The organism is Rhizobium sophoriradicis, from assembly GCF_025200795.1.
Taxonomy (GTDB): Bacteria; Pseudomonadota; Alphaproteobacteria; order Rhizobiales; family Rhizobiaceae; genus Rhizobium; species Rhizobium sophoriradicis.
Window position 1 is genome coordinate 12,341 of the sequence record NZ_CP104156.1, and the last position, 14,060, is coordinate 26,400.

The following is a 14,060-nucleotide window of genomic DNA, read 5'->3' on the forward strand; positions in this document are numbered from 1 at the left end:
CTGCGTTGTTGATTGTTGCATTGAATCCTAGATCCGCAGCACTGTGCGGCCGCGTGGTATAAGAAAGTGCGTCTGATGTCAGAGAATCTAGAAAAAATTGACTTGTCTGAAAATCAACTCTTGGCTTCGATTTTCGGAAATTTAGAGTGGGGCAACGCTGACGTCTTCGCGCTTAGCTCGCTTGGCGAACCTGATGGTCTCGGCGAGATTGCTGGCTACTTGAGCATGCTGGACGGCAAGCGCAGAGTCCGAGATATCTATCTGATTCTTCCGCCGCTTGGCGAGCGGGATCGTGACACTGTCGGGTCCCAAGTGCGTGCGGGTATCCGCCGTGCCCATTACACCATGGCCCGCGATGAAAGAGCGACCAGTATTGCCGATTCCAGGTTCGAAAATCTCAAGTCTATTGAAACCTCCAGCTTCAGCGGCGAAAACCTGATCTCTGTCATTTCGGTTGCACGCGAGTATGACGTCGTCATCATCGCTGATGCGAACGAATATCGATTTGCCGGTGTCTCAGTTCCGCTCGAGACCGTACTCGACGAGGACCGGTGGGCGCCTCATCTGGCCCATTTGATGCTGGCAGCTGAGAGAGTGGCTCGCGCCCACGGCAGCTATATCCTCTTGGTCACGAGAACAGGTCTGCCAGCCAGGCAGCCTAATATCGATCGGCTCCGCGATGCAGGAGATGTTGGGCTACTTGAGCTCCGTGTGTCCGTCGCAATGGGCGCAGAAGAGGTCGTGGCTTTCGTTGAACACCTGATCGATCTCGTTGACCGCGATCGCGCCGGCGCTGCGCTGTCCCTCATAGAAAACGAGGTCCGGCTGTCTAAAGACCAGAGATGGGCACTTGAGATCGACATTTTCTCGCGAGCAGGTCTAAGACCGCGCGTTCAACAACTCCTTCAGGAAGACCTACCAGATACGGCATCACTTCCGGCAACCGTCCTGCTTCGTCTCGCTGAAATTGCTGCCGAAGCCGATCGTGACGATTTATCTGTCTGGCTGCTGGATCAAAGTCTGCCTGATCTGCAATCCCAATCTCATCTCGAAACTGCTTTGAGCGTTGCGCGGAGGATCGAGCGGCGACCTTTGGTCGAACGGGTGATGATTGTTCTCACCAATCTGCATCCGGAGTCCGTTGTTCTTCGCCGACAGCGCGGATTTGACGCCGTAACAGAGGGAAAGTATGAGCAGGCCTCCGAAATATTTGAAGGGCTGCCGACCCCAAAAGACCGTGATCGAGCCCAATTCTATCGGGCACTCAATGGCCGAATCGAGTGCGGTGCGCTGAAGCAGCCGGAGGCGCTGATCGAAAATCTGATCAACCAGTTCCCCGACTACAGCAATGCTATCCGTCTGCAGGTCATCAGGTCACTGGAGCGCACCGATAGGCGTCTGGACGCGATCGCGTTGCTGCTCGACACGGACTTCTCGACAGAGGCCACCTGGCTGACGCTTGCATCAAATCTAATTGAGCAGACGATCCTGGCCGGCGAACTTGATACCGTTAAAGGAACTATTCCCCAACTGGTGGATGTTTCGCTTCGATATCTCGCGTCTCATCCGACTGACGGACGCGTCCGCACATCCATTGTCGACCTTCTTGATGCATCACACCTCGCAACGTTGGGGCCTGCGATCCTTTTGCGCTCAGTTCTTGAGCGAGCCGGCCGGCCGGTCACGGTCCGCGAGCGAACCACGGTCCAACCGCGGTCCGGATTGAAAGATATTGAATCTTTGCCAGCGGTCTCGCGCAGAGTCTTAGATGCGCTGGCAGCAAAAGGGGAGGGAGTGATCGTCATCGCGAAGCACACCGTGTCCAGAAAGGAACTTGGAGCTGATCCGGATCAAGTCCTCGCGGCAATCCTTGAATTCATCAATTTTTTCGAACCTGGACGGCGGGAGAGCGTCGATACGCAGGTGCTGCACAATCTGGTAATCGTTGCGGCTGCTGTTGCACCGCTAGCCACCGCAAGCGATGAGGATTTGACGGTTTTGCGGGGAGTGGCGATCAAGCTGGCAGTCTGCGGCCAATCGCAGGCGGCTCGCGATCTGGCTGAACAGGCGCTTGCACTTGCTGGCGATAGCCCACCGCGTCGTCGGCAGGCCCTCTTCTCCTTCGCCGATATTTATGCGCGTCTGGGCATGACGAGAGAATCCCTACTGGCGCTTGCCGCCGGCATGGAAGCAAGTGACAGCGTCACTTGGGACGAAATTTGGTACGAGCTCAATCTTCTGTTCAGATTACTCCGTGATCTGGGTCTGGCCGATCGAGCTATCGACCTCATACCTCGCTGCCGCGAAGCGTTGGCGGCGATGGGATTGGAAGATGTCTTCGGTCACCGCCTCGACACGTTCGAGCTTCAGGCGAAGGATCAGATGCGCCGGAAAAATGCAGCTCCGGCCGAGGGCTTAGAGACTTTATTGGCCGATGCAACCAAAAATGCTCGAGAGGCCCTCAATGCCAATGACGAGCTGCTCCCTGTTACCGTCTTCTTGCGACAGCTTATGAACGAGGCGCGAGCAATTGGGTTACCCGGGCATTCAGAAACGCAGTTGGTTTTCGACAAACTTGTCGAAAAACTCCCCATACCCCACAAACCCATAGCCCTGGCGATTAGTGATAATCCGACACTGGAAGATGTCGTTGCCGTGGCGGGCGGCGTTACTGCTTCCCAATATGCCGACGATACCAGTTATGACCTGCGCTTGGTCAGAGCAATCGCGAAGAAGCTTGCCCGGTCTTCCATAGATAGCCAGGACCTGGAAGGCTTCGTTTTCGCTGCGGAAGCCTTGAGCGATCAAGGTCTGCAGGTGTGGGGAAGGAATGGTGAGCTGGTACAGCCCACTCGATTGCTTCATTCCAGTGGCGATCCTCTTACGGTCGCATCCGATCTCGCCCAATGTTTGCCGATCGTGTGCCTGGCAAGGGACGAGGCAGGTCTGATGTATGGGAGGCTTGGTGGGGAGGGCGAATGCAGACTGGATGCTGTACCGACCAGAGTGTTCGAGACAATGGCCTTTAAACAGTGGCGGGAGATCTTCCCCTATGGCTATCGAGAGCTTGGTGATGATGCGTTTCGCGAATCAACGGCGTCTCTCGGCTTGGTCGAGCTGCCGAAACGAGCGCTTTTCATCGCTGGCGAACTCACTCTTTTGCCGCCGAACGTCATGAGCCTAGAAGGTGATCTCGTCGGTTTGAACAGCGCAGTCGCGACCGCACCGTCGCTTGGATGGTTGCGTGCTTCGATCGACGCGGATCGTCAAGGAGATGGTAGTGCCGCTGCCTGGATACCTGTCGCCTCGGACCTCTCCGACACCGAAACCCTTTCGCTGTTGCGAGATGACATCGTGGATGTTCTTACCGACGCCAGCGTGCCTCTGTTCACGGAACCCAAACCCCCGAGTAGTTTTTCCAGAGCAGATCTTGCGATCCTTGGAGCGCATGGAGGGCTCTCGCATGAAAACCAGTATTTCCGATCGGTGAGCGATGATCGTCATCAACCAGCCGACATTAAACAGCTGGTGGACCTTCTTCATAATAGCCGCGTGGCGATTCTATTTGTTTGTTCCGGCGGGCGCCACGATTTTCATCCGGAAAGCGGCGGCGCCGTGGGTCTGGCGCGGCGCCTGCTAGGACATGGACTAAGCGCGGTCGTTGCACCATCTTGGCCATTGGAATTTCTTGCTGTTCGCCCTTGGCTGAAAGCCTTTCTTCCAGCTTGGAACAGCGGATCACCGTTGATCGATTCATGTCATGTGGCGAACCAAGAGGTTGCCCGCGTGTCCAGCTACAGTCTCAAGCGCTCACTGGCAATGACGCTTTATGGCAATCCCCTTGTCACGATCGACGGCTGCGCCTGGAGTTGACTGCGGGAAGTCGATCGTCTCAGGACATCCAGTAAGACGATCTGTTAAGGAAGACCTGAATGTGGATTGGTCCTAAAGGGTTTAAAGTCACTGTAGGGGAAAGAACTCAACGGCAAACCTCATTGATCGCGCTTGCCAAGCTGTTGCTGTTCCAATTGACCATGATATTGGCCTGTTGCTCGAGCTCAACAGGCGTGCGCTGTTGATTGCGACGGCGTATGCCAATGATTGGCTTGGGGTACATGAACGCGTTCAAAGCGAGGTCGATTTCCGTCTGGATCCAGAACCGTTCGTTGACGTACATTCCCGCAGGAACGATCACGCAACTAGCTTGGCGAATCTGCTCCTTCAGCTTCCCCTTGAGGACTGAAATGCGAACGGCTTCATTGGGTGCTACTATCGGCTCGTTTCTGGGAACGCTGTAATCGCGGTAGGAAAACCAAGGAATATTCTGCGATGCCGTATCAAGTAACCGAATGACACCTTCGTAGCGTTCGCTGTAACTCCAAGCGTGGCTAATAAAAACATCGTATGTCATGTAATTTCAAATCCATTGTGGAAGCACCTGCGTTCTTCGTACACAGGCGGTGCAGTCGCCTACCAGTGGGATTCGATGAAATCCCCGGCTATTGTTTGTGATAACTGTTTAGCCCTGCAAAAAAGTCGGGTCGGCATGTATAATACGTTGCTGCATTATCCAATGCGGACCGAGGCTCAATCGTCACCGGGCTACGGGCACCGAATAGCGGTTTGCGATCTTCACATTTTGACAATTTTTAGCTTAGTTGCTGGCCGGTGACGGTTGAACCAAGTTGATCAACGACTTGTAGTCCTTCATCCTTCTCTGCCGCTAATCTGACAAGCCTTTTCCAGCCTGTCTCCAAAGACTATGCGTGTTGTTGCCTAGCCACCCATTGCGTATGTTCCCTAGAGAAGGCCTGCTCGGCCTCTACGACGAATTGTGAGAAATCGCCCTCAGTTTTCATCTCGGGGATCTTACCTCGAATGATGCCAATTTCATGTGCGGTCAACGTATACGAGGAAGCAAGTTCATTGAATTTCTTGACTTGCATCCAGCCTAGGATTGAGGAGGCGACCACGATTACTGGCTCTATTGGCCAAAATACGAAGGTTGGTTGGGTGATCCTCATTAGACTCAACACAATCGCAACCGCATATGCGATTACGCTCGCCACGACCCAGAGCCTGCTGGCTTTCTTGTTTGCGCCGGCCTTTTTCGCATACCATTTCCGTTGCTCAAGAATCCGATGTGTATCGTAGAACCGAATTCGATCTTCTAAGGGTAGGGCCCTCACATCTTCCATTGATGTCGTAATCTGGTCGGCGGCCGCCTGATCAGGAGGCATCCGATCGCCAATAAGCCTGTTTGCCGACAATATTTCGGCGAGGTACGTCCGGAATTCCGACCGGCGCATAGCAAGGTTATCGGCATCGCCAAATGGTTCGCCTCGCATGCAATATTTCCAAGACGACGTCTTGATAGATTCCGCGAGCGCACGCCCGCGGTACCAGCCTTGCTCCGGTTTCAGCAGGCTCCGCGTGATCATAAGCACCAACAAAGCAATCAAAATGAGCGCTGGGATAATGAAGTACAGCGAAGTCGTATAGAAATTCATAGAAGAAATGGTCGCTAGGAGCAGGAGGCCGTACTCAGCTTTAACCAGCCATAGAAAGAAGCTTTGCGAGCTCGCCGACATCACGTTAGCGGTCCTATAGAGAGCCGGATATTCGAACTGCGTAGTCGTCATGATGTTATCGGTCCAATCGCTCTGTCGGCTAGCGGCGTTCACAACGCAGCCTTTGCACATCTTCCAGTATCCACCACCAGTCTGTTGCCCACAGCAAGCAGGACAACAGAAGGATGAGATGTCTCAGACAGTCTTGTCCTTCGCCACTGAACGGAGTTCAGTGATGACGGCCAAAATCCAGGCTCGTTCTTCTGAATCGTTAGGTAAGGCATCCGCCAGCAGCTGAATGTTGTCGGCGGTGGTTTCCGGCTCCCATGGTTCGCGTACCCTTGGTATCAGATCGGCGAGGTGTTCTTCACTCAGCACTCTATCGTGGCTTAGCACGCCAAGTTCGAGGAGTGTCGCATAGTCCCAGTAGTCAGGCGTGCCGGTGGCTATCTTCCTCCTCACCGCGTATTCGACGACCGATCGCAGCTCGGAAATTCGTTTGTCGTTCGGATCGAACACATGGATCAACGTCAACGCGTTGATACCCGGATAAGCATCTCGCCAGTCAGCTTCAAATCCCCTGCTGTACGCTTCGATCGCCTGTTTCAGGAACCCTTTAGCTTTGGTCGGCTTTTTTTCGTTGCTGGCCGTCCGCCACCGGTCCTTGTAGACGCGACCTAAAATGCCATAGGTCTCACTACTTGCGCCACGTTGTTCTATAAGATCGAGCAGGACTTCTTCGGCTTTCTCACTGTTTCCTGCACGGTTTAGTGCGAACGCAAATTGCTCCCTTATCAGGATCGTATTTTGCAGCGGCGCATCAATTTTATCGAAGATTCGTACCATGTCAGGCCATGCTTTGGCGCCACGGTAGGAAAGGAACAAATCCACGATGACGCCGGCCTCTTCGTCATCGAGCGCGCCCAAGGTGAGTTCTACCTCATAAATTGCATCTCTGCCGAGCTTCCTAGCTTCGCTCAATTTGTTCTTCAGTTCAGCGGTGTAGGCAACTTGACTGCGAAAAACGTCGGTCTTTTCATGGGCGAGGTCAGGATATCCATCCAATAACTGATAGAGAGGGCTGTCTTTCTCCAGGTTTTTCCTAGCGGCTTTTATCTTGTCGACCAGGGTCTTGACGGATGCCCCTGTGTTCGCGGGTCCGCCTCTGCTACCGATCGGGTATGGCATTGCTCGCAGCGGCGCCACGTCGAATGGCAACCGACCCTGCCCCTCCGCGTAAAGGAGTACAGTGGTTCGCGGTTTCGCAGCATGCCGAACGCCGAGTTCGTAGAACACATTGGCGTTCGCCGTCGTCAGATCCGCCACCGCGAAGTCGCAGAGAACAAGCCGCTCAAACATTGGCTTATGGATAATGCCCCCTGCCTGCTCCTCATCAGCTCTGATCGGCTCCAGCCCAGCTTGTTCCACTGCTGGTTTGATAAGATCGCGATAGACCGCATCGAAATCGATCGGCTTCTCGCCGCCGGCAGATTTTTTTCCGAAAGGCATCAGCACAAAACACAATGGCTTATGGACCACTCCTAGAACTCCCCCTCGCGATCAGGCTACCTCACTCCGGTGGCCAGGAAACTTCCCCTGATTGAAATCGGAACTGCGGTTCTGAAATGCTGCTGTTCATCTATTGGCTATATGGCAAACTTCAACTACGAAATGCAATCTGACATTGAGAATAAGGAAGGTCGACTGCCATGTTCGTCGCCGGCGGACTTTATCGCGAAGTCTGTGAGACGCCATCCTGGAACCGAGAGTTCGGATCTGGGGTCAGAGCGGCGGCCGCCATCAGCAAGCTGTCACCAGGCACGAAATTTCACACCTATCGTTCGTGCCCAGGTGGCGAGGCTATGGGGTATCTAAAAGGACTTGGCGTCGATGTCGTCTGCGAGCAGCGCCCGACCGACATCGTGTTTGCATATTTCCATCCGTTATCAAACCCACTGATCCGGCCAGCTGTCGACCACGCTAGCACGCCGTTGGCCGTGACTGGCGATTGCGTTTTGAGGTTTGGTTTCCTGGAAGGTTCTGCAATCGTGAACGCCGAAAGGGCAGTCTACGACCCACAAGGATCGGGTACTGTCGAGCCATTCGAGGCCAACGGGTCGAAGGCGGGTGAGCTAGCGATCGTGCTCAATGAAGAAGAGCTTTTGCGATACAGCGGCAGCTCAGATATGAAAGCTGCCTGTGACACCCTACTCAATCAACGCCGAGCTGGCGTGATCGTCGTCAAGTGCGGCGTTCGAGGGGCACTTGTTGTAGAACGGGAGCGCACCAGCAACATTCCACCCTACCATTCGGAACGTGTTTTTAAAATTGGTACAGGCGACGTCTTTAGTGCAGTTTTTGCACATACCTGGGCGGAGCAACACATGCCGGCAGTCAAGTCCGCTGAAATCGCCTCGAAGGCCGTATCGTTCTATTGCGACGCCGATGAGGTGCCCTTGCCACCTTTGACCACAATATCGAGGTTTCCTCTCACTGGTACTTCACCAGCTTGTGTGGCTTTGCGAGGCTCCGTGGAGACACTTGGAAGGCGTTATTCTCTCGAAGAAGCAAGATATTGCCTTCAATCGCTTGGAATGGCAGTAGAGGCGGTCGACTTAGGTGATATGCCAATCGCACGACATGATGGCCCAAGAACCTTGCTGATCTTAGCGGATGGGCTCAATCCCCAAGCAGTTCAAGAAATGATCTCCACCCCCCCTAGGGCGCATCGAATTGTTGTGTTGGACGAGGAAAAGCGCCTTACACCCTGGGAGGGTATCGTATTTAAAGATGATTTCATCACAGCCTTGTATGTAGCCGCATGGCCTGTCGAAGCGCAATGATATGCTTTCACATTGCGCCCATGTATTGCAATGGTACCTTTCAGCGAGTCGGGGGGAACGCTCGTAATGGCGGATGTTTATGTCATCCACTCCAGCAAAGATAACGATAAGACACATAGAATGGTCAAGTTATTGGAAGCGCAGTGGGACGTCTGGTGGGATTACAATCTAGTCGGCGACTATTCGGAAGTTATCGAGCGCGAAATCGCTAAGGCAAAATGTGCGGTCGTTATCTGGTCGAAAGACGCCAGCGATAGCAAACCGGTACGCGAGGAAGTTCGTCTCGCCGAAAGACATCAAGTTCCTATAATTCCGATCCATCTGGATACGGTTGAAATGATGTACCCATTTGCCGGCCGGAGCGGTGTTAATTTTATCTCGTGGGACGATTCAGCCGCTCATTCGTGCTTTGAACAGTTAGTTGCAAAAATTTCAAACGTAGTCCCGCAAAAAAAGTCGGTCAGGCAACTGGTTCCTTCTCCGCAAATATCACTCACGTGGCCGAGTCTTCTTTTGTCCGTCTCGTCCCATGAGACGCAACTGGTGCCCTTCGATGCCGTCAAAGCACTCAGGTTGTTCGGCGCGTCAGCAATTCTGGTGTCAGCATACGATCTGCTTCCCTCTCGGCGCCCCAAGGGAATAATCCAGGAATTAAGACAAATTCAGGAGGATGGCGGATTTATCCTGATTGACTCGGGCAACTACGAGGCAACTCGGCGGGGGGACGACAGTTGGACAGCCTCGAAATTCGCAGAAGCAATGAAAGACGTTCCCCATGACTGGGCGTATTGCTTTGATGTCATGACGCCAAGGGTTGAGCCCGATAGGGCGATAGAAAGCGTAGTCAGGGCTGTGAAACGGGATCGTACTGCGGCCACGGCAAAAATATTGCCAATCGTCCACGCGCCAAAAGAGACCTTGAGTGGGTACAACGTCAAAGACCTACCGTACATTGTCAAAGAAGTTGCTGCCACACTCTCTGCTCCTCTTATTGCGGTAGCGGAAAGGGAGCTAGGGTCAGGCCTGATCGACCGAGCGAAGACGGTGAAGCGTATAAGGCGAGAGCTTGATAAGCTACCTTATTATCAACCCTTGCATGTGCTTGGAACCGGGAACCCTTGGAGTATTGCGCTTTTGGCCGCCGCAGGCGCGAACAGCTTCGACGGCCTCGAGTGGTGTCGAATGGTTGTTGATCAACAGACTCATCGATTGCATCACTTCCAGCATTTTGATTTCTTCAAATATCAGATGAGTTTTTCGGACTCGCAGGTGACTTTGGACGCGATCGATGATCCGAAGATCGAATACGCGGGTAAAGTAGCCCTGCACAATCTCGATTATTACCGCCAGTTTGAGGTGAGACTGGCAAATGCGATGAAGTATAAGCAAATGGAAAATATGCTGACGGACATGATTGGTCCGGCTAGCGTCCAGCAGATCAGGAACGCTATTCCGGATATCTTTCAATGAATTCGCTTCGCGACCGCCTCGAGCGTGCAGTCGTCTCGATATATTCCGACGTCGAGGAGAGGGCCCTATCGGTTCCCGCAACGTTCGAGGAACGTGTTCTTTGGAAGGAGTTTGCATGTTGCGTTCTTAGTAGCCAGGTGCCCTATCCCCTGTCGGTTGCAGCGGCCGAGGCTATCGACCGCGAAAGCGTTCTCCACATCGAGGCGCTGGAGGACACCGAGGATCGGCTTGTCTCTATTTTAAGGGCACCCCTCATCGTAGATGGAGCATTCAGACGCTACCGGTTTCCTGCTTCGCGGGGACGCCAACTTGCAGCCGCGCGGGTCACCGTAACGCGGCAAGCCGGCACCCTAGGAAACTTGCTCGAGATACATCAGGACCCTGCCAAGTTGAGATCGTGGCTCGTCGAAAACACCCTTGGTATGGGACCGAAGCAAGCCAGCATGTTTCTACGCAATTGCGGGGTCAGCTATGACCTCGCCGTACTTGACCGGCATGTGCTCGAATATATGGCAGAGATGGGTCTCTGCTCAGCCGCTCAAAGCTCGATTTCGAAGATGTCTGAGTACCGCAGGCGGGAAGATACCTTGCGTTCCTATGCCAGCAGCCTCGGCGCAGCCGTAGGTCTGATGGATTGGGCCATATGGATCGTGATGCGAATGTTCAAACAAAAGTCGGTTACTGAGGAACTTCTAATATGAGCGTAGTTACATTGGTGTCCGGCGGTCTCGATTCCACTTTGGTAGCCTATTTGGCGATCGAAGAAGGACTGAAGGTTCATCCCCTGTTCGTCAATTATGGCCAACGAGCGATTGATCGCGAGCTCGCCGCTTGTAAAAACAGTATGATGAAGTTGGGAATCCTGGACGAGCTCGAAATAGCCGACCTCTCGGGATACGGAAGGTTGATCCGCTCCGGACTGACTGACCCCAACAAGCACATCGTTGAAGACGCGTTCACGCCCGGTCGCAATATGCTGTTTTTGCTGACGGCAGCGGCGCACGCTCACCAAGTCAATGCCGACGCGGTGTCGATTGGTCTACTTCACGAAGAAACAAGTCTATTTCCCGATCAAACGTCTGGTTTCTTGCAAGACGCCGAAGCTCTAATCACTCGCATCATGGGCCGCTCAATCAAGGTGCTTGCGCCGTTAGCGGCCTTCCACAAAGATGAAGTGATACAACTCGCAAAAGCTAAAGGTGTAGGCGGCACATACTCGTGCCATCTCGGCTTAGAGGAACCTTGTGGCGAATGTATTGCATGCAATGAATTTAAGGTCGGGGAGGCTTGAATGGGAGGCGGAAGCAGCGGAAGTTGGAGTCGGTTAGGCGACATCCGTTCCCTTGAAGAAAAGGCAAAAGCGGCCCTCCAAGGTGGAAAGCGTAACGTCTTTATCAGCTTCGCGACCGAGGATATCAACGAGGTGAATCTGCTTCGAGCTCATGCGAAGAACGAAAACAGCGATATCGAATTCAATGATCACTCGGTCCGCGAACCTTACGACAGTGAGAGAGCAGCTTATATCAAGCAGAAGATCACCGAACGGATCAATCGCTCCTCGGTAACGGTGGTCTACTTGTCGGAGAGCACTGCGCAGAGCCAATGGGTGCAATGGGAGGTCGAGAAGAGCATCAGTCTCGGCAAGAGGGTCATCGCTGTGCACCCGCAAGGCAAGGCTCCCACAGTTAATCCACAGTGGATAAAGGAAAACCAGATCAAAGTTGTCCCTTGGAACAAGCTGTCCGACGAGCTCAGATAGCTGCTTTTTAGTTTCGGGGAAGCACTACGTCCTGACCGGTGCCTGGCAAGCTGATCCATTAGGAAAATCTTGCAAGGCGGTGCCGCGAGCGCACAGTTAGATCGACACTATGCTCGCGAATACGAGAGGCAACGAATTCTGTGGTTCGGGGGTGACATGGGCAGAATGAAAGAACTCATGATCGAGTATCGCAATCAAGAAGCGGACTTCATGGAACTTGCCGAACAAATTCTCAAATCTAATGGCTATCAATGGCTCGGCGGCAGAGACCCTGAAAATTACGATCCTGCCGACCAGGTCCCCTACGACTGGAAGATGCGTGGCCCCGACGGCAATGTTACATTGGTTGATGTCAAAATTTATCGGTCGAACCAACTTGATCAAACTCTCGTTTGGAATGGCTTGCAGCAACTTTCGATTGCTGCCTCCTACGAGAATATCCAGCATGTTGCGATCGTGACAAATATCGAACTGTCGCCCGACGTAGTCAGGAGCGGCATGTATGGGCAATACCATTTTGACTTGCTCGATTTCCGTATGCTCAGGGATATGGCGCACTCGGAAGAAGAACTCGATCAACTATATCAAGCCGCTGCCGAATTTCGCGACGAAACCTGGGCCACGCAGCCATTTCGCCCGACACCACCGAAGGACAGCTTCGATGCCGATGAGGCAAAACGGAAATTAAGGGAGTGCCCCGTTGGCGATGGCCCAAAATACGAGCAAGCTTGCGAATATGCCATACGCGGCGTTTTCGCAAATGATTTCAATCCGTGGTCCAGCAAGCAGCACAAGATTGCGGACGGTTTTCATCGGCTAGACTTGCTAGGGCACATCAATTCGCAACAGGACTTCTGGAAAGGTCTTCGATACGATTTTCGAACCCGTTATGTTGTATTCGAGTTTAAGAACTACGCCGAAAGGATCACTCAAAAGGAAATATACACGACAGAAAAATATCTATTTGCCGGCGCATTGCGAATGATTGCAATAATAATTGCGCGGAATGGTGAAGATGCCGGTGCAAAAGCAGCCCGTGAAGGCGCTTTGCGTGAACACGGTAAACTTATTATACTTCTTACAGGCGATGAACTGATCAATATCATTGGCGCGTTCAGGGCAGGTGACGACGTTCATGGTTTGTTACTAAACAACCTACATAACATGCTTAGTGTAATAGGTCGTTAAACAAATAATTCAACTCAAGTGCTTCTCCTGGCCCTGGATTTCGAAGGCGCGAAAAACGCGCAGGGATTGTCCTATGGCCAACTGAGAGAAACGCGTGGCCAAAGCTACACGAGTTGTTCCAGCCTTTCTCGAGGGTTCGGAAAGTTTCGATTTGGAAAGGAGGCTGGAGCGATCACTTCGCCGGTGCGCAACATTTCGAGGGGAGCAACTGAACGCCTGTGCGTGAGGCGTGAGGCCAGTTGCCTTATATATAATACTTGAACGGCAGCTTCGGTTCGCCGGTCCGTGGTGCCGCGAGGATCACGTCGCCCACCGCGTCGGCGAAACGTATCGTCACCGGCAATCGATCGTTATGCAGGCAAGAATTGAAATTGATCTTGGTCAGGCCCATCACGTCCCCGAGAACCGTTTCAAGTTCGCAATCTCCGCGGTGAATGCGGACTTCTATCGGATTCGGCGTCTCTGGCCCTTGGTAGGTATCAAGGCGCGGGGCGAATCCCGACGTCCAGAGGAACGCGCGGCGTTCGTGCAATATCAAGGCCGTTCCGCGGATGACCGGATATCGACCGGGCCGGTATAGCTTCATGCGGTCTTTCGCATCGGAAATCTGCACTCCTACGACATTGGTCCCCGGAGCAGCGGCCTTGAAGCCTTTCCATTCCGGGTCCGCGAACGAGGACTTGGCATGAATGAACAGCTCAGCGGGCGGCTGTCCATCATGCATTTGTTGATATTCGCCGATAACCATCTCAACTAAACTGCTTGCCGCGTCCTCGCTCAGATGAAATTGCTTGGATTCGGAATGAAACCATGGGCCGAGCGCACCGCGAAATACGACGCCTTCACCGCTCGAAAGAAACATCTGGGCGGCGCAACAGGCGAAGCGATCATCGGAACTATTGTCCTGTCGCTTATAGGCGAGGCCGACATAGCAAACGCCGGGTCTGACGTCGGCCAACTGCCATGGTCGTCCACCATCCTTGTAATAGGCGCCGGTCAATATTTTCCAGGCGATCGTTGCAGGGTCCTCCAATCGTCGCAGTGGCTTGCCGATTTTGTTCAGGAAATCGTTAGGCGCCAATGTGGTTTCCCTAACGATCTGAGTGACGATACGGTCTCTGAGCAGACGTGCCTTCAACTGGCGCCTGAAATGGGTGGCATATTGATAGATCTCCGCCGCTTCCAGATCTTCGGGGAAGAACGTCGGCTCCAAGTAAGCGTCCGGCGAAC

At 53.3% G+C, this 14,060-nt stretch carries 11 protein-coding genes; 7 read left to right on the top strand and 4 right to left on the bottom strand.

Going from position 1 to position 14,060, the window contains the following annotated elements; all coding sequences use genetic code 11:
• The first annotated feature begins 75 nt into the window (after positions 1 to 75).
• A complete protein-coding gene (locus tag N2597_RS30850; protein WP_012489394.1) occupies positions 76 to 3,873 on the top strand; it encodes a hypothetical protein in 3,798 nt (1,265 codons plus the stop codon).
• Positions 3,874 to 3,979: 106 nt separating this feature from the next.
• On the opposite strand, the gene N2597_RS30855 is transcribed toward N2597_RS30850, so the two are convergent.
• From N2597_RS30855 to N2597_RS30865, 3 genes are all read right to left on the bottom strand, one after another.
• Positions 3,980 to 4,411, bottom strand: coding sequence for a TIR domain-containing protein (locus tag N2597_RS30855; RefSeq protein WP_012489395.1), 432 nt, complete (start codon positions 4,409 to 4,411; stop codon positions 3,980 to 3,982).
• A gap of 349 nt (positions 4,412 to 4,760) precedes the next feature.
• Complete coding sequence (locus N2597_RS30860) at positions 4,761 to 5,642, bottom strand: DUF4231 domain-containing protein (protein WP_183600096.1); 882 nt, start codon at positions 5,640 to 5,642, stop codon at positions 4,761 to 4,763.
• Positions 5,643 to 5,765: 123 nt separating this feature from the next.
• Positions 5,766 to 7,109: a TRAFs-binding domain-containing protein gene (locus N2597_RS30865; RefSeq protein WP_012489397.1), complete on the bottom strand. Its 1,344-nt coding sequence runs from the start codon at positions 7,107 to 7,109 to the stop codon at positions 5,766 to 5,768.
• A gap of 170 nt (positions 7,110 to 7,279) precedes the next feature.
• Here N2597_RS30865 and N2597_RS30870 point away from each other — a divergent pair, with 170 nt between their 5' ends.
• The 6 genes from N2597_RS30870 (at position 7,280) to N2597_RS30895 (ending at position 12,830) form a co-directional block, all read left to right on the top strand.
• Positions 7,280 to 8,413, top strand: coding sequence for a carbohydrate kinase family protein (locus N2597_RS30870; RefSeq protein ID WP_012489398.1), 1,134 nt, complete (start codon positions 7,280 to 7,282; stop codon positions 8,411 to 8,413).
• A gap of 66 nt (positions 8,414 to 8,479) precedes the next feature.
• Positions 8,480 to 9,883 (top strand): TIR domain-containing protein, encoded by a 1,404-nt coding sequence (locus N2597_RS30875; RefSeq protein WP_064811953.1) that lies wholly within the window; start codon positions 8,480 to 8,482, stop codon positions 9,881 to 9,883.
• Positions 9,880 to 10,584, top strand: coding sequence for an 8-oxoguanine DNA glycosylase (locus N2597_RS30880; protein ID WP_012489399.1), 705 nt, complete (start codon positions 9,880 to 9,882; stop codon positions 10,582 to 10,584). Before N2597_RS30875 ends, N2597_RS30880 begins: the two co-directional genes overlap by 4 nt.
• Positions 10,581 to 11,174, top strand: coding sequence for a 7-cyano-7-deazaguanine synthase (locus N2597_RS30885; protein WP_041684015.1), 594 nt, complete (start codon positions 10,581 to 10,583; stop codon positions 11,172 to 11,174). The genes N2597_RS30880 and N2597_RS30885 overlap by 4 nt, the downstream gene beginning before the upstream one ends.
• Positions 11,175 to 11,642 (top strand): TIR domain-containing protein, encoded by a 468-nt coding sequence (locus N2597_RS30890; protein WP_012489401.1) that lies wholly within the window; start codon positions 11,175 to 11,177, stop codon positions 11,640 to 11,642. It abuts the gene before it with no gap.
• Positions 11,643 to 11,807: 165 nt separating this feature from the next.
• Positions 11,808 to 12,830, top strand: coding sequence for a hypothetical protein (locus N2597_RS30895; RefSeq protein ID WP_123876245.1), 1,023 nt, complete (start codon positions 11,808 to 11,810; stop codon positions 12,828 to 12,830).
• A gap of 244 nt (positions 12,831 to 13,074) precedes the next feature.
• On the opposite strand, the gene N2597_RS30900 is transcribed toward N2597_RS30895, so the two are convergent.
• Complete coding sequence (locus N2597_RS30900) at positions 13,075 to 14,043, bottom strand: argonaute/piwi family protein (RefSeq protein WP_225881502.1); 969 nt, start codon at positions 14,041 to 14,043, stop codon at positions 13,075 to 13,077.
• Between the last annotated feature and the right edge of the window lie 17 nt (positions 14,044 to 14,060).

Coding starts and splice junctions, on each gene's coding strand:
- N2597_RS30885 (WP_041684015.1), top strand. CDS start 10,581: ATGAGCGTAGTTACATTGGTGTCCGGCGGTCTCGATTCCACTTTGGTA.
- N2597_RS30890 (WP_012489401.1), top strand. CDS start 11,175: ATGGGAGGCGGAAGCAGCGGAAGTTGGAGTCGGTTAGGCGACATCCGT.
- N2597_RS30855 (WP_012489395.1), bottom strand. CDS start 4,411: ATGACATACGATGTTTTTATTAGCCACGCTTGGAGTTACAGCGAACGC.
- N2597_RS30850 (WP_012489394.1), top strand. CDS start 76: ATGTCAGAGAATCTAGAAAAAATTGACTTGTCTGAAAATCAACTCTTG.
- N2597_RS30895 (WP_123876245.1), top strand. CDS start 11,808: ATGAAAGAACTCATGATCGAGTATCGCAATCAAGAAGCGGACTTCATG.
- N2597_RS30870 (WP_012489398.1), top strand. CDS start 7,280: ATGTTCGTCGCCGGCGGACTTTATCGCGAAGTCTGTGAGACGCCATCC.
- N2597_RS30875 (WP_064811953.1), top strand. CDS start 8,480: ATGGCGGATGTTTATGTCATCCACTCCAGCAAAGATAACGATAAGACA.
- N2597_RS30880 (WP_012489399.1), top strand. CDS start 9,880: ATGAATTCGCTTCGCGACCGCCTCGAGCGTGCAGTCGTCTCGATATAT.
- N2597_RS30860 (WP_183600096.1), bottom strand. CDS start 5,642: ATGACGACTACGCAGTTCGAATATCCGGCTCTCTATAGGACCGCTAAC.